The organism is Pseudomonas sp. MYb327 (assembly GCF_040438925.1).
Classification (GTDB): domain Bacteria; phylum Pseudomonadota; class Gammaproteobacteria; order Pseudomonadales; family Pseudomonadaceae; genus Aquipseudomonas.
This window is the reverse complement of sequence record NZ_CP159258.1, coordinates 2,533,455-2,551,443: the sequence shown is the minus strand read 5'-3', so window position 1 is coordinate 2,551,443 and position 17,989 is coordinate 2,533,455. Positions and strand designations below refer to the sequence as shown.

General features: G+C 60.6%; 16 protein-coding genes and 1 pseudogene. 9 read left to right on the top strand and 8 right to left on the bottom strand.

All coding sequences use genetic code 11. The features are described from left to right. Positions 1 to 1,788: an IlvD/Edd family dehydratase gene (locus ABVN21_RS11395; RefSeq protein WP_339552183.1), complete on the bottom strand. Its 1,788-nt coding sequence runs from the start codon at positions 1,786 to 1,788 to the stop codon at positions 1 to 3. A gap of 47 nt (positions 1,789 to 1,835) precedes the next feature. Then, positions 1,836 to 3,017: a fumarylacetoacetate hydrolase family protein gene (locus ABVN21_RS11390; RefSeq protein ID WP_339552182.1), complete on the bottom strand. Its 1,182-nt coding sequence runs from the start codon at positions 3,015 to 3,017 to the stop codon at positions 1,836 to 1,838. Between the two features lie 114 nt (positions 3,018 to 3,131). On the opposite strand from ABVN21_RS11390, the gene ABVN21_RS11385 reads away from it, so the two are divergent. The 5 genes from ABVN21_RS11385 to ABVN21_RS11365 all read left to right on the top strand — a co-directional run bounded on the left by ABVN21_RS11385 (position 3,132) and on the right by ABVN21_RS11365 (position 8,994). Then, positions 3,132 to 4,082, top strand: a complete 951-nt coding sequence (locus ABVN21_RS11385; protein ID WP_339552181.1) for a LysR family transcriptional regulator — start codon at positions 3,132 to 3,134, stop codon at positions 4,080 to 4,082. Positions 4,083 to 4,314: 232 nt separating this feature from the next. Next, a complete protein-coding gene (locus ABVN21_RS11380; RefSeq protein WP_339552180.1) occupies positions 4,315 to 5,895 on the top strand; it encodes an aldehyde dehydrogenase (NADP(+)) in 1,581 nt (526 codons plus the stop codon). A 93-nt stretch (positions 5,896 to 5,988) separates the two neighbouring features. Continuing rightward, positions 5,989 to 7,371 (top strand): MFS transporter, encoded by a 1,383-nt coding sequence (locus tag ABVN21_RS11375; RefSeq protein WP_339552179.1) that lies wholly within the window; start codon positions 5,989 to 5,991, stop codon positions 7,369 to 7,371. Next, a complete protein-coding gene (locus ABVN21_RS11370) occupies positions 7,368 to 8,108 on the top strand; it encodes an SDR family oxidoreductase (RefSeq protein WP_339552178.1) in 741 nt (246 codons plus the stop codon). Before ABVN21_RS11375 ends, ABVN21_RS11370 begins: the two co-directional genes overlap by 4 nt. A 37-nt stretch (positions 8,109 to 8,145) precedes the next feature. Then, complete coding sequence (locus ABVN21_RS11365) at positions 8,146 to 8,994, top strand: ureidoglycolate lyase (RefSeq protein WP_339552177.1); 849 nt, start codon at positions 8,146 to 8,148, stop codon at positions 8,992 to 8,994. A gap of 11 nt (positions 8,995 to 9,005) precedes the next feature. Here the strand turns inward: ABVN21_RS11365 and ABVN21_RS11360 are convergent, their stop codons facing one another. After that, positions 9,006 to 9,299, bottom strand: a complete 294-nt coding sequence (locus ABVN21_RS11360) for a hypothetical protein (RefSeq protein WP_339552176.1) — start codon at positions 9,297 to 9,299, stop codon at positions 9,006 to 9,008. Positions 9,300 to 9,656: 357 nt separating this feature from the next. Between ABVN21_RS11360 and ABVN21_RS11355 the strand changes: the two genes are divergently transcribed. The 3 genes from ABVN21_RS11355 (at position 9,657) to ABVN21_RS11345 (ending at position 13,710) form a co-directional block, all read left to right on the top strand. Next, positions 9,657 to 11,717: an ATP-binding cassette domain-containing protein gene (locus ABVN21_RS11355; RefSeq protein WP_339552386.1), complete on the top strand. Its 2,061-nt coding sequence runs from the start codon at positions 9,657 to 9,659 to the stop codon at positions 11,715 to 11,717. 86 nt (positions 11,718 to 11,803) lie between these two features. Beyond that, entirely contained in the window at positions 11,804 to 12,781 is a 978-nt protein-coding gene (locus ABVN21_RS11350; RefSeq protein WP_339552385.1) for a glycine betaine ABC transporter substrate-binding protein, read from the top strand. Beyond that, complete coding sequence (locus ABVN21_RS11345; protein ID WP_339552175.1) at positions 12,778 to 13,710, top strand: homocysteine S-methyltransferase family protein; 933 nt, start codon at positions 12,778 to 12,780, stop codon at positions 13,708 to 13,710. The genes ABVN21_RS11350 and ABVN21_RS11345 overlap by 4 nt, the downstream gene beginning before the upstream one ends. An 87-nt stretch (positions 13,711 to 13,797) precedes the next feature. Here ABVN21_RS11345 and ABVN21_RS11340 read toward each other — a convergent pair whose 3' ends face one another. Next, positions 13,798 to 14,250, bottom strand: a complete 453-nt coding sequence (locus ABVN21_RS11340) for a hypothetical protein (RefSeq protein ID WP_339552174.1) — start codon at positions 14,248 to 14,250, stop codon at positions 13,798 to 13,800. A gap of 66 nt (positions 14,251 to 14,316) precedes the next feature. On the opposite strand from ABVN21_RS11340, the pseudogene ABVN21_RS11335 reads away from it, so the two are divergent. After that, a pseudogene (locus ABVN21_RS11335) lies at positions 14,317 to 14,547 on the top strand (AraC family transcriptional regulator); the annotation flags it as partial. Between the two features lie 126 nt (positions 14,548 to 14,673). On the opposite strand, the gene yghU reads toward ABVN21_RS11335, so the two are convergent. The 4 genes from yghU to ABVN21_RS11315 form a co-directional block, all read right to left on the bottom strand. Continuing rightward, entirely contained in the window at positions 14,674 to 15,513 is an 840-nt protein-coding gene (gene yghU, locus ABVN21_RS11330) for a glutathione-dependent disulfide-bond oxidoreductase (protein ID WP_339552173.1), read from the bottom strand. A 55-nt stretch (positions 15,514 to 15,568) separates the two neighbouring features. Further along, complete coding sequence (locus tag ABVN21_RS11325) at positions 15,569 to 15,871, bottom strand: DUF1330 domain-containing protein (protein ID WP_339552172.1); 303 nt, start codon at positions 15,869 to 15,871, stop codon at positions 15,569 to 15,571. A 106-nt stretch (positions 15,872 to 15,977) separates the two neighbouring features. Further along, positions 15,978 to 16,646 carry a type 1 glutamine amidotransferase domain-containing protein gene (locus ABVN21_RS11320; protein WP_339552171.1) on the bottom strand — a complete coding sequence of 223 codons (669 nt, stop codon included), beginning with the start codon at positions 16,644 to 16,646 and terminating at the stop codon, positions 15,978 to 15,980. Positions 16,647 to 16,685: 39 nt separating this feature from the next. Continuing rightward, positions 16,686 to 17,945 carry an MFS transporter gene (locus tag ABVN21_RS11315; RefSeq protein ID WP_339552170.1) on the bottom strand — a complete coding sequence of 420 codons (1,260 nt, stop codon included), beginning with the start codon at positions 17,943 to 17,945 and terminating at the stop codon, positions 16,686 to 16,688. Between the last annotated feature and the right edge of the window lie 44 nt (positions 17,946 to 17,989).

The following is a 17,989-nucleotide window of genomic DNA, read 5'->3' as shown; positions in this document are numbered from 1 at the left end:
TCAGTGCGAATGCCGCGGCTCGCCGCCACTGCGCGCAATGACCCGCATGTGCAAGGTCGCCGGTTCCAGGCAACCGCCGGTGGACAGTTGTCCCACTAATTGCCGGTACAGCTCCTGCCATGGGGTTTGCGAGGCGGGGATATTCGGCGTCCACTCGGCGCGGCGGCGCTCCATTTCGGCTTCATCCACCAACAGGTTGACCGAGCGTGCGTTGAGATCGACGCGCAGACGGTCGTTGGTTTTCAGTAATGCCAAACCACCCCCCACGGCTGCTTCCGGCGACATGTTGAGAATCGACGGGCTGGCGGAAGTGCCGCTCTGGCGACCGTCGCCCAGGCATGGCAGGGAATCAATGCCTTGCTTGATCAGCGCCGCGGGTGGCGCCATGTTCACCACTTCGGCACTGCCGGGATAGCCCACGGTGCCAGCACCACGAATCACCAGGATGCAGCGCTCGTCGATCTCCAGCGACGGGTCGTCAATGCGCGCGTGGTAGTCCTCCGGCCCCTCGAACACGATGGCCCGTGCTTCGAAGCTGTTTTCCGCACCGGGCTCGGACAGGTAGGTCTTGCGAAACGCCTCACCGACAACGGACATTTTCATGATCGCGCTATCGAAGAAGTTGCCGCTGAGCACGATAAAACCGGCGCGATGTTTGAGCGGCGTCTCGAAGGGATAGATCACGTCGGCGTTGCTGGTCAGGCTGCTGCTGACGATTTCGCCGATGGTCTTGCCGCTGACCGTGGCGCAGTCTTCGTGCAGGCGCCCGGCTTTTTGCAGTTCGTGCATGACCGACGGCACGCCGCCTGCGCGGTGGAAGCCTTCGCCCAGGTACTTGCCCGCCGGCATGCAGTTGACCAGCAGCGGCACGTCTTCGCCGATGCGTTGCCAGTCATCGAGGCTCAGCTCGACACCCATGTGCCGGGCGATGGCGATCAGGTGAGGAGGGCAGTTGCTCGACGCGCCCAATGCCGAGGCGACGGCGATGGCGTTCTCGAACGCCTCGCGGGTCATGATTTGCGAGGGCCGCACATCCTGCATCACCAGTTCGCAAATGCGCTTGCCGGTGGCGTAGGCCATTTGTCCGCGCTCGCGATAGGGCGCCGGAATACTCGCGCAACCCGGCAGCGACATGCCCAGCGCTTCGGCCAGGGCATTCATCGACAGGGCCGTGCCCATGGTGTTGCAGTGACCGACCGAGGGCGATGCCGCGGTGGTCATTTCCATGAAACCTTCGTAATCGATTTCACCGGCAGCCATCAGATTGCGTGCATGCCAGAGCACGGTGCCGGAGCCGATCAGCTCACCCTTGTGATGACCGTCGAGCATTGGCCCACCGGACAGGACGATGGAGGGCAGGTCAGTGGTCGCGGCGGCCATCAGGCAGGCCGGGGTGGTTTTGTCGCAACCGGTGGTGAGCACAACGCCGTCCAGTGGATAGCCGTGGAGAATCTCCACCAGCCCCAGGTACGCCAGGTTGCGATCCAGCGCGGCCGTCGGCCGACGGGACTGTTCGGCAATCGGGTGCACCGGGAATTCCATGGGAATGCCACCGGCATCACGAATACCGGCCTTGACCCGCTGCGCCAGCTCCAGGTGATGGCGGTTGCACGGCGTCAGATCGCTGCCGGTCTGGGCGATGCCGATGATCGGGCGGCCCGATTGCAGCTCTTCGCGGGTCATCCCGTAGTTCATGTAGCGTTCGACGTACAGGGCAGTCATGTCCGCATGGGCAGGGTCGTTGAACCATTGCTCACTGCGCAGGCGGCGCTTGGGGGTGTCACTCATGATCGGGTCTCTCTTGTAATTGGATGAATCGACAATCCGGTGTGGCTTCAGCGTGCGAGCAGTCCCCGGGACGCCAGGTTACGCAGCAAGGCACTGACGCCAAAGGTCCAGGGCGCGGCCTCAGAGCTGTGGGTCACCTGGTTGTGCAGGCTGCCGAGCAACGGGCTGCTGATGCTGACCCGGTCGCCCAATTTATGGGTGAAACCACTGCCGGCATGATCGCGATCCTCGGTAGGGGCGAACAGAGTACCGAGAAACAGCAGGAAACCATCAGGGTATTGGTGATTGGCGTTGAGCGTCTGGCCGGCCAGGTCTTGCGGATCACGGCTGATCTGGCTCATGGAGCTTGAGCCCTGCATCCGGTAACCGTCTTCGCCGAGGACTTCCAGATCGACCACGCAAGCGCGTACATCATCCAGGCTGAAGTGTTCGTCGAACAGGCGAATGAACGGCCCGATCGCGCAGGACGCATTATTGTCCTTCGCCTTGCTCAGCAACAGCGCACTGCGGCCTTCGAAATCCCGCAGGTTGACGTCGTTGCCCAGGGTCGCGCCATGGATCTGGCCACGGCTGTTCACGGCCAGCACCACTTCCGGCTCCGGGTTGTTCCATTGCGAACCGGGATGAATGCCGATGCGGCTGCCGCTGCCGACGGCAGCGAGAACCGGTGCCTTGGTGAAAATTTCTGCGTCCGGGCCGATGCCGACTTCCAGGTATTGCGACCACATGCCTTGTTCGATCAGCAAGGCTTTCAAGCGCATGGCTTTTTCGGAGCCTGGAACGATTGAACGCAGGTTGTCACCGATCACCGCTTGCACAGTGGCTCGTACGGCTTCGGCTTTTGCTGCGTCACCGCCGGCTTGTTCCTCGATCACGCGCTCGATCATGCTGGCGGCGAAAGTCACGCCCGCGGCCTTGATCACCTGCAGGTCCAGGGGCGGTAGCAGATAAGGCTTGGTTGGATCAGTGTCGGAACCGGTGTTGGCCAGCAGTGCTTCGACGCTGCAAATGAAGGTGCCGGCTGTCTGCCGCACGGCCGACAGTGGCGCATCCGCTTCCAGCAAATCACTCAAGGTCGCGAAACGCTCTGAGAGGTCGAATACACCGTCGGCGCGCAGAACGATTGGCGAAGGCCCGGCGATACTGCCAGGAACCCAGGCGCGGCCAATCAAGGTACCGGCCACGCCGTCGACCGGCAGGGTGTTTTCGGGAGTAAGCAGTAGCGACATGGCGAATCTTCCTGGTTCGTAAAGCCTTCACGCTAGGGCGGGCAGTCGATAAACTCCAATGAGATATATTCAGTATTCGATAACGTCTGGTTATTGCTGCCTTGAGGAATCCCCATGTCCGATCTGTCCTTCTCCAGCTTCTGTGGCTGGCTCAAGTTCCGCCATTTGCTGCTGATCGACACCTTGGGGCGCACGCGCAACATGCACCTGGCGGCGCAGCAGATGAACCTCAGCCAACCCGCCATCAGCAAGATGCTCAAGGAAATCGAAAGCCTGCTCGGCTTCGCGCTGTTCGAACGCCAACCCCGGAGCATGCCGCCCACGGCATTGGGCGAGCATGTGCTGCGCTATGCGCAGATCGCCCTGAACGATGCCCGCTCGTTCGTCGAGCAGATCAGCAGCCTGCGTGAGGGCGGTCATGGTCATCTCAAGGTCGGCGGAATTTTCGCCGCCACGGCGGTGGCCTTGCCCGAGGCCATATTGCAGATCAAGCAACGCTGGCCCTTGCTGTCGATTGAGGTGGTGGAGCAAACCAGTAACCACTTGATGGAAATGCTCGAAGAGAAAAAGTTGGATCTGGCGGTCGCCCGTTTCACCGATCAAAGCCAGCAGCAGCGCTATGACTTCCAGCCTCTAGCCCCGGAACCGTTTTGCATCGTGGTCAACAGTAGCCATCCACTGGCTGACGCCGGTCCGACCTCGTTAGAACAATTGGTCGATCTGCCGTGGATTCTCTACCCGGTTGGCACGCCGATTCGCGGGCGCATGGAACTGGCGTTCGCCGAAGCGGGGGTGAGGATGCCCAGGAACACGATCGATACCATATCCATGCAAACCTTCCTGCAGGTCCTGCGGCGCGGGCCGATGATCGGGATGCTGCCCACAGCCATGGTCAATCCGTTGCTCGACAGCGGTCAGCTCAAGACCCTGGATACACCGCTGCACCTGGTCCCGCAGGACTACGGCATCCTCACGCGCAAAGGCGAGTACCTGGTCGGCGCGGCTCTGGAATTTGCCGAGATACTCAAGGAGAACGCCCGATTGGCTCGCGATCTGGCTGGTTGAAATGCGCATCGAAACCTGTAGGAGCCGGCTTGCTGGCGAGGGCGCCCGATAATTCGACACAGGAGGCGCCTGACAGACCGCCATCGCCAGCAAACCGGCTCCTGCAGGTCAAAAAACGGGTCACTTTTTCGATAACGGTTCGTTATCGGTTAATCCAAAAATGCCATTGGGAAAGAATCGCTTGGCGACAGTAGAGTATCGACCAGCTTCCAATCACGGTCAGGAGACTGTCATGCCCCAACTGTCCGGACACAACTTTATCGCCGGTGGCCGAAGCGCCGCCGGATCGGTGGTGCTGCACAGCGTTGACGCGACCACCGGGCAAGCACTGCCCACTGCCTTTATTCAGGCAACGGTCGAGGAAGTCGACGCTGCTGCCACGGCTGCCGCCCAGGCCTGGTCGACTTACCGCAACCTGCCTGCCGCGCGCCGTGCCGAGTTTCTCGACGCGATCGCCACCGAACTGGATGCACTGGGCGATGACTTCGTCGCTCTGGTCTGCCAGGAAACCGCTTTACCTGCGGCGCGCATCCAGGGTGAACGGGCCCGCACCAGCGGCCAGATGCGCCTGTTTGCCCAAACCCTGCGTCGCGGTGACTTCTACGGTGCGCGCATCGACCTGCCGCTGCCTGCACGCCAGCCCCTGCCTCGGGGCGATCTGCGCCAATGTCGTCTGGGCGTCGGCCCGGTGGCCGTCTTCGGTGCCAGTAACTTTCCGTTGGCCTTCTCTACCGCCGGTGGCGACACCGCCGCTGCCCTCGCGGCTGGCTGCCCGGTGGTGTTCAAGGCCCACAGTGGCCATATGGCGACCGCAGAGCGAGTGGCCGAAGCGATCATTCGCGCCGCCGAGAAAACTGCTATGCCGGCCGGCGTGTTCAACATGATCTTCGGTGCCGGCGTCGGTGAAGCGCTGGTCAAGCATCCGTTGATTCAGGTCGTCGGTTTCACCGGTTCGTTGAAAGGCGGCCGGGCGCTGTGCGACATGGCCGCTGCTCGCCCGCAGCCTATCCCGGTGTTCGCCGAGATGAGCAGCATCAACCCGGTGCTGGTCCTGCCGGAAGCCCTGCAAGTTCGCGGCGAACGAATCGCCACCGAACTGGCCGCGTCAGTGGTCATGGGCGCGGGTCAGTTTTGCACCAACCCCGGCCTGGTCATCGGTATTCGTTCGCCAGCGTTCAGCCACTTCGTGAAGGCACTCGCTGCTTTGATCGCCGATCAACCGGCGCAAACCATGCTCAATGCCGGCGGCCTGCGCAGTTATGTGCACGGCTGCGAAACCTTGCTGGCGCATCCGCGGCTCATGCATCTGGCGGGGCAGAAGCAACAGGGCAATCAAGCCCGGGCGCAATTGTTCCAGGCCGACGTCAGCTTGCTGTTGACCGGCGATGAGTTGCTGCAAGAGGAAATTTTCGGCCCCGCCACCGTGGTGGTCGAGGTGTCGGATCGAACTGAATTGTTGGCGGCCCTGCAAGGCCTGCGCGGGCAACTGACCGCGACCCTGATCGGTGAACCGGCCGAACTGGAACAATCCGTCGACCTGGTGGCCGTGCTTGAGCAAAAGGTGGGTCGCGTATTGATCAACGGCTATCCCACCGGTGTGGAAGTCTGCGACGCGATGGTTCACGGCGGCCCATGGCCGGCGACGTCTGATGCTCGTGGCACATCGGTGGGCACCCTGGCCATCGATCGATTCCTGCGCCCGGTGTGCTACCAGAACTTCCCCGATGCCTTGCTCCCCGAGGCCTTGAAAAACAGCAATCCACTGGGGCTGACGCGCCTGGTCAACGGAGAAAAAACCGCTCAGGCACTGTAGTCATTGCTCCGCCGCCGAGTGAATTGCTCACTCGGCGTGACCCACATTCGATAAAAACAATCAGGCATGTCCACATGCCCAGGGGTTACCTTAATGCAAACGATATCCGAGCATTTGCCCGCGCAGGCGCAAGCCAGCGAACTCGACTTTGAAGACCGTACTTACCGCAAAGTCATCTGGCGCATCCTTCCCGTACTGCTCCTGTGCTACATGGCGGCGTACCTGGACCGGGTCAACATCGGCTTTGCCAAGCTCGACATGCTCAACGAGCTTTCCTTCAGCAACACCGTGTATGCCTTGGGCGCCAGTATGTTTTTCTGGGGCTATTTCCTGTTCGAAGTGCCGAGCAACCTGCTGCTGCATCGCTACGGCGCGCGTTTCTGGATTGCCCGGATCATGTTGACCTGGGCCGTGATCTCCATGGCCGTCGCATTTACCGTGCCGCTGGCAGGGTTCTTCCATATCGAATCAAGCACCATGTTCTACGTGCTGCGCTTCCTGCTGGGTATCTGCGAGGCAGGCTTCTTCCCCGGTGTGATTCTGTACCTCAACTACTGGTTTCCGACCCATCGCCAAAGCCGTGTGATGTCCGGGTTCCTGATGGCCATGCCGATCAGCCTGACCCTGGGCGGGATCCTCTCCGGTTGGTTGATGAACAGCATGCAAGGCGTACACGGCATGTCGGGCTGGCAGTGGATGCTGATCATTGAGGGCATTCCGTCGGTAATCATGGCGTTTGTCGTCATCGTCTGCCTGGCCAACAACATCGACTCCGCGAAATGGCTGTCCGTTGCGGAAAAAGCCATGCTCAAGGCCAACCTGCAAACCGACAACCAGGGCAAGGCGTCTCGCCTGAGCGAAGTGTTCTTCAACCCGCGGGTGTGGTTGCTGGTGCTGATTCTGCTGACCTTCAACACCGGCTTCTATGGTCTGGCGTTCTGGATGCCTTCGATCATCAAGAGCACCGGCATCACCAACAGCTTGCACATTGGTTTGCTGACCGCCATTCCCTATGCAGTGGCCGTGGTCGCTATGCTGCTCAATGCTCGGCATTCCAACCGCACCGGTGAGCGACGCATGCACGCGGCGATTCCTGCGTTCATCGGTGGTCTGGGGTTGATGCTCAGTGCCTATTTTGCCAACAACTTGGTGCTGTCCATCCTGTTCCTCAGCGTATCCGCGTCGGGGATCCTCAGCCTGATGCCGATTTACTGGACACTGCCGGGGACTGTGCTGTCGGGCGTCGCCGCTGCAGCAGGCATTGGCATGATCAACGCTTTTGGCAACCTCTCCGGCTTCACCGGCTCGATGATCACCGCCGTTGCGGAAAACCTCACCGGTAACATCAACAACGGCACCTACGTGTTAGCCATGTGCCTGTTCGTCAGCGGCGGGTTGATCCTGGCCATTCCCGCGTCGATGCTTGGCAGAACTCCGAAAACCGCGACCACCACTGCGAACCTGGAGACGGCATGAACCTGCGGGGCAAACGCGTGCTGGTGACGGCGGCCGGGCAGGGCATTGGCAGGGCCAGCGCCATTGCCTTTGCCCATGCCGGTGCCGAAGTGTTTGCCACGGACATCGACATCCAGGGGCTGGAAGCCGTCGAGGGCATCACCGCCCTCACGCTGGACGTAACTTCGGCGAGTGCCATTGGCCAGGCCTGTGAGCGTATAGGTGGACTGGACGTGTTGTTCAACTGTGCGGGATACGTGCACAGCGGCAACATCCTTGAATGCGACGAGGCCGCGTGGGCGCGCTCGATGGATGTCAACGTCACCGCCATGTACCGGATGATCCGCGCTTTTCTGCCCGGCATGCTGGCACGTGGGGGCGGTTCGATCATCAACATGTCGTCGGTGGTTTCCAGCGTCAAAGCGGTCCCCAACCGTTTTGCCTATGCTGCAAGCAAGGCCGCGGTGGTGGGGTTGACCAAGTCAGTCGCTGCGGACTTTATCGGCCAGGGCATTCGCTGCAACGCGATTTGCCCCGGTACCGTGGAATCGCCGTCACTGCGCCAACGTATCGCTGCGCAAGCCGTGCAGCAGGGCGTCGACGAAGCACAGGTCTATCAGCAGTTTCTCGACCGCCAACCCATGGGGCGAATCGGCAAAGCCGAGGAGATTGCCCAGTTGGCCTTGTACCTGGCCAGTGATGCGTCGGCCTACACCACCGGTGGCGTGCATGTCATCGATGGCGGCATGAGTCTCTGAATCCGGTTTGCACTTTCAGTTTGAGCAGGAGAAGCACATGAAACTGTTGCGTTATGGCGACAAAGGTTTGGAGAAGCCCGGCCTGCTGGATGCCGACAATCAAATCCGCGACCTCTCGGGCCACGTGGCGGACATCGCCGGTCAAGCCCTGAGCCCGGAAAGCCTGGCAACGCTGGCCGCCATCGATCCGGACAGCCTGCCGCTCGTTACCGGCCAGCCGCGTATTGGCGCTTGCGTCGGGCAAGTTGGCAAATTCATCTGCATCGGGCTGAACTACGCCGACCATGCGGCCGAATCAAACATGGAGGTGCCGAAAGAGCCGATCATCTTCAGCAAATGGACCAGCGCCATCTGCGGCCCCAACGACAACATCGAGATCCCTCGCGGCTCGGTCAAGACGGATTGGGAAGTCGAACTCGGCGTGGTCATCGGCAAAGGCGGGCGTTACATCGATGAAGCGAACGCCATGGAGCATGTCGCCGGTTATTGCGTGATCAACGACGTGTCGGAGCGTGAATGGCAGCTGGAGCGCGGTGGCACTTGGGACAAGGGCAAGGGCTTCGACACGTTCGGCCCGCTCGGTCCATGGCTGGTGACCCGCGACGAGATCGCCGATCCACACTCACTGGACCTGTGGCTGGAGGTCGACGGCCATCGTTACCAGCAAGGCAATACGCGCACGCTGATCTTCAACGTACCGCAATTGATTGCCTACCTGAGCCGTTGCATGAGCCTGCAACCGGGCGATGTGATCTCCACGGGTACGCCACCGGGCGTGGGCCTGGGCATCAAGCCCAACCCTGTGTTCCTGCGTGCGGGTCAGACCATGCGCCTGGGCATCGCGGGTTTGGGTGAGCAGCAACAAGTGACCGTGCAGGCGGATTGACCCGCCCGGGTTCAATGCCTGCACTCTGCCAACACCACCTGGCAGGTGTTCGGCGTGCCGCCGGATCGGCCGGCATAGCGCATGCAGTTGTCCATGGATTTCTTGCGCGCCATGCTCATGGTGTTGCCCCAGGCCAGACCACCTTCGCCAGCCGTGGGCAGGGCTTTTGCGTAGCAGCTTGAGCCTACGGTTGCATAGCGAGACGTGGAGCTTTTGCCTGCACATCCAGCGGTGAGCGCCAGGTTGATGACGAGCAGGGAAGGGAGGACCCAGGACGAGCAGTGCAACGCTGTTTTTCGGGTCATCCCGTTTCCCCTGTATCAATCGACGAGAGGCGAATTTGTGATGTTGTTCACTTAGCGTAGACGGTGTCCCCATGCAGCGGTGGTGGACGTGCGCAAACCCCTGTGCCAGAGCCATTTTTACCAACCACAGAAGCCTAAGCTAATTCCAAAATAGTATTTATTTAAGTTTTTTAAGATCGATTAGCTTTATGCAATCAGAAGCGCCGTACTTCACGTCCGGTGCTTTTTTTTGCGTCGGGCTAGCCGTTTCTGGTCACCGCCCGAGGCTCACTTTTTCTAACCCGTAAACAAGCCTTTATGGGTCGTTGGCCGGGAGCTCCTGTGACAGTCATACAAACCCCTTTGGCGCCGGACCGGATCGCGTCTGCGCAAAGACCGTTTCAGGCGGACGATCACGCAAATGACGGCGATGTGGTCCTCGAATTGCGGGATGTCACCAAGACCTATCTGAGCAAAAAAGGCACGCCTGCGTTACCCGCCGTCAGCAACGTCAGCTTGAAAGTGCGTCGCGGTGAAGTGCTGTGTCTGATGGGGACTTCAGGAAGCGGCAAGTCAACATTGTTACGGCACATCAACCGCTTGATCGAGCCCAGCAGTGGCGAAGTGCTGATCGAAGGTGAAGCCATTAGCGGTCTGAGCAACAAGGCCTTGCGCACCCTGAGATCCCGGCGCATCGGCATGGTGTTCCAGCATTTCGGCCTGCTGCCCCATCGCACGGTGCTGGACAACGTAGCCTTGCCGCTGGAGTTGTGCGGCGAAGCGGAGCCCGCCCGGCATGCGGCCGCCGCCGTTCAGTTGAAAGCCGTTGGGCTGGAAGGGTGGGGCGAGCATTATCCTCACGAACTGTCCGGGGGTATGCAGCAACGGGTCGGGTTGGCCAGGGCGTTGGTGACGGATCCGGACATCCTGCTGATGGACGAGCCTTTCAGTGCCCTGGACCCGACGATCCGCCGCGATCTGCAAAGTCACTTTCTCTCCATCGCCCATGAACGCGGGATCAGCACCTTGCTGGTCACCCATGATCCGGCCGAAGCCATTCGCCTGGCTGATCGCATCGCGGTCATGCGCCAGGGTCGGCTGGTGCAGTTGGGCACGCCGCAACAATTGCTGGAGCAACCGGCCGACGCTGAAGTCGCGGACTTTTTCCGCGATCACCTTCCCGCCACGTCCGCGCCGCGCAGCTTGAACAGCACCGGTTTGCAAACCTCACATCGTGAACGGCGCGAGCAGCCTTCTTCCCCGGGCTTACCGTGGTGGCAAGCGCTGTTGCTGGGGCCAGCGGCCTTGGCAGCACGGGGTAAAGGTGGCTTGTACTGGAGCACGTTTGCCGTTGAACTTGCGGCGTTGGCGGCCTTGGGGCAGGGCATTACCGGTTCGTCGTGGCTGGCGATTGTGGCGGCATTGCTCTTGCTGGCGGCCAGCCGTGGCACCGCAGTCTCGGTGAGTCGTCATGCGTTGCGTCGGGGTGTTTCGGGTTGGGTGTTGCCGTTGGTTGTGTTGCTGGCTTCACAAGCCTTGGTGATATGGCGCGTTGTGACCCCGGACACCAGTCACGTGCTGTTGCAGTTCCCGGTTAACCGCCAAGCGCTGCTGTTGACGGCGCAGAGCATCGACGAGTTTATCGGCTGGTCGCAAGTGACCTTCGAAAGTGCATTTGTGGGTGTGATCGTGGCTGTTCGCACGGTCATTGAAGGGGTGGAAAGCGTGCTTGGCTGGCTGCCATGGCCGGTATCGGCACTGGCCCTGGTGTTTCTGGCCTGGCGTTCTGCGGGGCTGGCGTTGGCGCTCACCAGTAGCGCTGCCCTGTTGTACATCGGCCTGTTTGGCTTCTGGGAACACACCATTGCCACGCTGGCGCTGGTGGGTTCGTCGGTGCTGATTGCCCTGTTCATCGGGGTGCCTACCGGTATTTTGCTGGCCAAGCGGCCGTTGGTGCGCCGGCTGATAACACCCCTGCTGGACGTCATGCAGACCTTGCCAACTTTCGTCTACCTGATCCCTGCAGTGGCGTTCTTTTCTGTCGGCAAGACCCCGGCGGTGATCGCCACCGTGATTTTCGCTCTGGCCCCAATGATCCGCCTGACTTCGCTAGGCATTCAGGAAGTGCCCAAGGACGCGGTCGAAGCCGCCGTCGCCCACGGTGCCAGCCCATGGCAAACCCTGATCAAGGTGCAACTGCCGCTGGCTCGCCGTTCGTTGTTGTTGGGGATCAACCAGACCATCGTCATGAGCCTGTCGATGGTCGTCGTCGCCGCCCTGATCGGCGCCGGTGGCCTCGGTTACGACGTCATGACCGCGTTGCGCAACATCAAGGGCGGTGAAGGCGTGCTGGCCGGCGTGGCGATCGTCCTGTGCGCACTGATCCCGGATCGAATCATTCAATCGAGCTTGCGCAAGCAAGACCACCTCTACCACTGACAGTGAGATTTATCGTGAAGACACGCCTATCGCGCACCCTGAGTGCGACCGCTTTACTGGCCTCCGTGGTTGCCTCTGGCGCGGCCATGGCCAAGGACAAAATCGTCATTGGCGAGCAGAACTGGACCGGTGCCATCGCCATCCAGTACATCCTCGGCGAAGTCCTTGAAAGCCGATTGGACGCCGATGTTTCCTACCTGGCAGGCGACGTTCCCGTGTTGCTCAGCGCCGCCTCGAAAGGCGACGGCTCGGTGGATGTCTTGACCGACATCTGGTTGCCCAATCAGTCTGCTGCGTGGGCCAAGTACGTCACCGGTGGCACTCGTTCTCTAGTGCCGAACAGCCACCCGTATGCGGGTGAGCAGGGTTTCTATATCCCCGGCTACCTGCAAGACAAGTACGGGGTCAAATCGGTCTACGACCTGAAGAAACCGGAAGTGGCCAAGCTGTTCGAGCCGCTGGGTGGTGGCAAGGCACAGTTGCTGGTGGGGCCGGCGGGCTGGGAATCGACTTACATCGGTCAAATCAAGGCCAAGGATTACGAGTTCGCCGATAAATTCGAGGCGATCTCCACTGAAGCCTCCGTGACCTATTCCAAGTTATCCGCGGCCTACAAGGCCGAACGCGGTGTGGTGTTTTATGCCTACACGCCGGACTGGATTTTCTCCGCTTTCGACCTGCGTCGTCTGGAGGAACCGGCCTTTGACGGTTACGCCCAGGACAACAAAAAAGATGATCCGCTGTACAAGGCCGACGGATGCTGGAAATTCATCAGCCCGACGGTTGATCCGGATTGGCTGAACAAGAGCCGCATCACCTGCGCGTTCCCGGATGCCAAAGTTCACGTCCTGGCTTCTGTTGCTTTGCAAAAACGCGCACCGAAGATTGCCGAATTTCTGCAAAACGTCGCGATCGAGCCGAAGCAGCTCAACGAGTTGATTCTGAAGATCGAAAAGGAAAAACAACCGGCTGATGTTGTCGCGAAGGCGTGGGTCAAGGCGAACGGTGCCACGGTTGATCAGTGGCTGGCGGGGCCGACACAAAAAGTGAGCGTGAACCCATGACGCTATCGACAGTGCGCTTGCTCGATGGGGGGATGGGGCGAGAGCTGCAGCGTATTGGTGCGCCGTTCCGTCAACCGGAATGGTCGGCGCTGGCACTGATCGAATCGCCTGACTTCGTGCTGCAAGCGCATCAGGCATTCATTGCCGCCGGTGCCCGGATCGTCACCACCAACAGCTACGCCGTGGTGCCGTTTCATATCGGTGAAGAGCGCTTTGCCGAACAGGGCCGTTCGCTGGCTGAACGGGCAGGACGACTGGCACGCCAGGCTGCCGCGGAAAACCCCGAGCCGGTCACGGTGGCCGGATCATTGCCGCCGGCCCTGGGTTCCTATCGCCCGGACCTGTTCGATCACCAGCGCAGCGTCGAAATCCATCTGCAGTTGATTGCCGGTCTGCAAGGACAGGTGGATGTCTGGCTGGCGGAAACCCAGAGTTCCATCGCCGAAGTGCGCGCAGTCGTCGAAGCCTTGGCGGCGGACTCCAAGCCGCTCTGGTTGTCCTTTACGCTGCTTGATGAGGCTGATGGGGCGCCTCGCCTGCGCTCCGGCGAACCGGTGGCCGATGCGGTGCAAGTGGCCGCCGGGTTGGGAGCCAGAGTGGTGCTCTTCAATTGCAGTCAACCAGAAGTCATGACGGCTGCACTGACAGAAGCCCAATCGGTCATCCGGCGCCTCGGCAAAACCATTGAGCTGGGGGTTTACGCCAATGCCTTTCCACCAGTGAGCACCGAGGCCAAGGCCAACAGCACCTTGCTCGAAATCCGCGCAGACCTGACTCCCGAATCGTATCTGCACTGGTCAAGGTCATGGGTGGCTGCGGGTGCCAGCATCGTCGGAGGCTGCTGTGGTATCGGGCCGGAACATATCGCGCAGTTGCACGAGCATCTGCAGTATGTAGAAAAGCATGGGGGTAGCAGCTGTTCGATTTGAATGAGCGCTGCGATAGCGGTTGGGCTGATGTACTTTTCAAGAGAAGCGACCTGTGGCGAGGGAGCAAGCTCCCTCGCCACAAGAGCGCTATTTCGCCGAGCTTTCCTGCTTGATATCCCCGCAAAAAATGTCGACGTTGCCATCCATTGCAGCCGTTCGCACGACGATGGAGTATTCACCGGCAAGTAGCGTCTGCAATGGCACCGGTGCGCTTCTTGAGAATGCCCAGCCGCGGATCGGTTGGCGTTCGGTGTTGACGCGATCATTCATGGCGTAGGCGACCGGCCCGGGTTGCTGGCAGCTGCCTTTATTGATGAAGGAATAAAGGCGCAAAGGCAGTACGACTCCACTGGGAGCGCCACTGATGAAGAAACTCAGCCCGGTCTGTTTGTCCCACTCGGACAACACGACATTGCCGATCTGACCGATGTTTTGCCGCGTGGCAACCAAAGTAACGTTAACGCTCTGGCTGGATGAAGTGGTGCAACCAAAAAGGCTCACGCTGACCATCAGCGCTGCCAGTGAATTACTGAGCCTCATTGCCAACCTCCATTGATGAAGATTTTTTCTGTGCATGCCCCGGACTTCATGGTGTAAAGCCTAGCCGAACCCTGGGTCGAGGAGGCTGGCGTGACCGTGCTCAACCAGCCGTTCGCGTCTAAGGGCAATGTTGCCACCGCCGGTGGTTGCCTGTCCTCTCAGTATCTGGCGGCCTGGTTCATCGCTCGCCTGGAAGGCGTCGAGGCTGCACGCAGTGCGATTGAATATGTCGCCCCGGTGGGCGAGAAGGACATCTACATAGAACGCGCGATGGCGAATGTCTCTGCGTTCTTTTAGGGCTCAGCCCCCATCAAGCGGAAGACAGATGTTTCCGCTTAATGCCAATCAAGATCGAGAGATCGCAGCCTGCGGCAGTTCCTACAGGGTTAATGCAAATGGATTATTGCCGGCCGTATGCGTTTTTCAGCTCAAGTCGTCCGCCTGATGCCGTTCCGGAACCTGGCTTTCCTCGTCGCCCCACGTCCGGTTGACACGCTGGCCTCGGATAACCGCAGGCCGGTTGGCGATTTCCTCGGCCCAACGTTGCACATGGGTGTATTGGTGGGCCGATAGAAACTCGGCTGCCGAGTAAACGTTGTCCCGCACCAATTGGCCGTACCAGGGCCAGACGGCGATGTCGGCGATGGTGTAGTGATCACCGGCCAGGTAAGGGCTTTCAGCAAGTCGGCGATCGAGAACGTCCAGTTGCCGCTTGGTTTCCATCGTAAAGCGGTTGATCGGGTACTCGAACTTCTCCGGCGCGTAGGCGTAGAAATGCCCGAAGCCGCCGCCCAGGTAGGGCGCCGAACCCATCTGCCAGAACAGCCAGTTCAGAGTTTCAGTACGCCCTGCGGGATCAGTGGGCAGGAAGGCGCCGAACTTCTCCGCCAGGTAGAGCAGGATCGAGCCGGATTCGAAGACTCGAATCGGCGGCTCCACGCTGCGATCCAGCAGCGCCGGGATTTTCGAATTCGGGTTGATCTCGACAAAGCCGCTGGAGAACTGATCGCCCTCATTGATGCGGATCAGCCAGGCGTCGTACTCGGCGTCGGTATGCCCAAGCGCCAGCAGTTCCTCCAGCAGAATGGTCACCTTCACGCCATTGGGCGTGGCCAGTGAATACAACTGCAACGGATGTTTGCCTGTCGGCAGCGTCTTTTCATGGGTCGGGCCGGCAATGGGGCGGTTGATGCTTGCGAATTGACCACCGGATGGAGCGTTGTTTTTCCAGACCTTGGGAGGAACATAAGACGCTTTGCTCACGAGATCGACCTCATTGTGTGTTGACTGTGTTGGGGCTAGACCGTTCGGGGGTTGGCTATGCGGGTGAGACGTCGCTGCCTTCAACCAGCAACATCCGGTACTCCGCGCCCTTCATGCGATGCAGTCGCGCCTCTTGATAGACAGGGCTGTTGTACCACGCGCGCGCGGCGGCCATGTCAGGAAAACGCAGGATCGCGACGCCTTCCGCCGCCGGGCCTTCCAGTACATCGAGCTGGCCATAGAAGGCGAGGCGGGTGATGTCGTGGCCTGTTCGGGCGGCGGGTGCCTTCTGCGCGTACTGTTGCATTTCTGCTTCGTTCGTTGTCGTTTCGCGGATGAAAATAACATAGGCGGACATGATGAAAACCTCGAATAGTAGGCAAGTCTTGCCCTGGTTTTTCGACACTAAAGCCCGGCCAAAAGACTGTTCACTGTGAACTGGCCGGGCTCGATTTGGCGATCGGTTAGCGCAGCGCTTCGATAATCGCTTTCGCCAGCGGGCCGCCCGAAGCCGGGTTCTGGCCAGTCAGCAAACGGCCGTCGACCACGACCTTTTCCTGCCAAACAGCAGCCGACGAATACTCCGCACCCTGGGCGCGCAGCGCATCTTCCAGATTGAACGGCACATCAGCCTGTGCGTAGCCGGACTCTTCATCATTCGAGAAGGAAGTCAGCTTGCGTCCACGAACAAACGGAGTGCCATCCTCCAGTTTGGCGCCGAGGAATGCCGCCGGGCCATGGCAGACCGCTGCCACAATCTTGCCGCCATTCCAGGCACGCTCGACAGCACGCTTCACGTCCGGATCGTTGGCGATGTCCACCATCGGGCCCAGGCCGCCCGGGAAGAAGATCGCGTCGTAATCGAGGACATCCACTTCCGACAATTTGCGGCTGTTGGCCATGCGGCGGATCGCCAGGCTGTTGCGGAAGGCGAGCTGTGACGGATCACTCTCGTCGTAGCCATCTTCCGGCGGCGTGCCGCCCAGAGGAGAGGCGTATTCCACCGCCACGCCCGCTTCGGCGAAGACCTCGTAAGGGTGGGCGACTTCCGCGAAAAAGTAGCCGGTGCGACGGTTATTGGGGCCGATTTCAGCGGCGTTGGTCAGAATGAACAGTACGTGTTTGATGCTCATGGCTAACTCCTTGGAGATGACGAGACGGTTGTTTCAGGGTTATGGCGCCACACTCGCCGCCAGGGCTGGGTGACGGGGGGTGATCAAGGTCAGGCCGAAAATGGCCAAGCCGGTCAAGGTCAGGGCAAAGCCAGCCCAAGCCACCGCAAGCAGGCCCAAGCCAGCATCAATCGTGACGCCGCCCGCCCATGCGCCGATGGCGTTGCCCAGGTTGCACGCGGCCAATGTCATGGCACCGACCAGCGAAGGAGCTTGCGGGGCAAACCGGGTGAGGCGTACCTGCATGGTCGGTATGGCGGCCATCAAACCGGCGCCCAGGGCAAATAACGCGGGGAACAGAATCCAGGGATCTTGTCCATTCGTAGCGATGATCACGAGCACGCCGAGCGACAACCCAAAACCCAGGACGATGCCGCGCATCGGATAAAGGTCGGCAAGCCGGCCGCCCACTGAATTGCCTACGGTCATTCCGATCCCGAAGATGGCGAGGGCAACCGGGATCACGCTCGGAGCCAGTTTCGCGGCATCGGTGACAATCGGCCCGATGAAGGTGTAGATCGCAAAGAGGCTGGCGATACCTGCGGTCGCCACTGCCATGACGCCCCAGACTTGTCCGCTGCGCAGTGCCGACAATTCTTCGACGATGGGGCTGCCGTTAAGCGCCTGGGTCCGAGGAAGCCACTGGCGGATCGCAAGCCATGCCACGGCGGAGAGAGCGGCGACGGCGACGTAGGTCTCGCGCCATCCCAGGTTTTGTCCGATGAACGTTGCCAGTGGAGAACCGAATATCGTCGCGATGGTCAGTCCGGTCATGACGATGGCAAAGGCCCGGCCCGATTGTCCCGGCCCCAGGAGGTAGGAGGCGACCATGGCGCCGGCGCCGAAGTAAGCACCTTGAGGCAAGCCGCTGATGAAGCGGGCGACAACCAGCAGAGACAGGTTGGTTGCCAGGGCCGAAAGCAGGTTGCCGATGACGAAAAGGGCCATCAGCGCCAGAAGCAGCGTGCGCCGATTGAGCCGCGCGGCAGCCAGTGTGACTAACGGAGCGCCAACGACGACGCCCAATGCGTAAGCGGTGACTGCATTCGTCGCCTGAGGGACTGCAATACCCAGGGTGGCGGAAAACAGTTGAATAACCCCCATGCTCGCAAACTCGGAGGTCCCGATGCAGAAGCTGCCGAGTGCCAGTGCGAAGAGCGCGAGGGATCGAGCGAGAGGCGTTGAGGGTGAGTTGGCGTCGACGCTGGCAAAGCCAGGGTCTCGTGCAGCATCACCGGTCAGCAGTGCTGGGGTTGTCATGTCATTGTCCTCGAATCAACTGGGTACCTTGAGCGACTGCTGCG

Coding starts and splice junctions, on each gene's coding strand:
- ABVN21_RS11395 (WP_339552183.1), bottom strand. CDS start 1,788: ATGAGTGACACCCCCAAGCGCCGCCTGCGCAGTGAGCAATGGTTCAAC.
- ABVN21_RS11390 (WP_339552182.1), bottom strand. CDS start 3,017: ATGTCGCTACTGCTTACTCCCGAAAACACCCTGCCGGTCGACGGCGTG.
- ABVN21_RS11385 (WP_339552181.1), top strand. CDS start 3,132: ATGTCCGATCTGTCCTTCTCCAGCTTCTGTGGCTGGCTCAAGTTCCGC.
- ABVN21_RS11380 (WP_339552180.1), top strand. CDS start 4,315: ATGCCCCAACTGTCCGGACACAACTTTATCGCCGGTGGCCGAAGCGCC.
- ABVN21_RS11375 (WP_339552179.1), top strand. CDS start 5,989: ATGCAAACGATATCCGAGCATTTGCCCGCGCAGGCGCAAGCCAGCGAA.
- ABVN21_RS11370 (WP_339552178.1), top strand. CDS start 7,368: ATGAACCTGCGGGGCAAACGCGTGCTGGTGACGGCGGCCGGGCAGGGC.
- ABVN21_RS11365 (WP_339552177.1), top strand. CDS start 8,146: ATGAAACTGTTGCGTTATGGCGACAAAGGTTTGGAGAAGCCCGGCCTG.
- ABVN21_RS11360 (WP_339552176.1), bottom strand. CDS start 9,299: ATGACCCGAAAAACAGCGTTGCACTGCTCGTCCTGGGTCCTCCCTTCC.
- ABVN21_RS11350 (WP_339552385.1), top strand. CDS start 11,804: ATGGCCAAGGACAAAATCGTCATTGGCGAGCAGAACTGGACCGGTGCC.
- ABVN21_RS11345 (WP_339552175.1), top strand. CDS start 12,778: ATGACGCTATCGACAGTGCGCTTGCTCGATGGGGGGATGGGGCGAGAG.
- ABVN21_RS11340 (WP_339552174.1), bottom strand. CDS start 14,250: ATGAGGCTCAGTAATTCACTGGCAGCGCTGATGGTCAGCGTGAGCCTT.
- ABVN21_RS11325 (WP_339552172.1), bottom strand. CDS start 15,871: ATGTCCGCCTATGTTATTTTCATCCGCGAAACGACAACGAACGAAGCA.
- ABVN21_RS11320 (WP_339552171.1), bottom strand. CDS start 16,646: ATGAGCATCAAACACGTACTGTTCATTCTGACCAACGCCGCTGAAATC.
- ABVN21_RS11315 (WP_339552170.1), bottom strand. CDS start 17,945: ATGACAACCCCAGCACTGCTGACCGGTGATGCTGCACGAGACCCTGGC.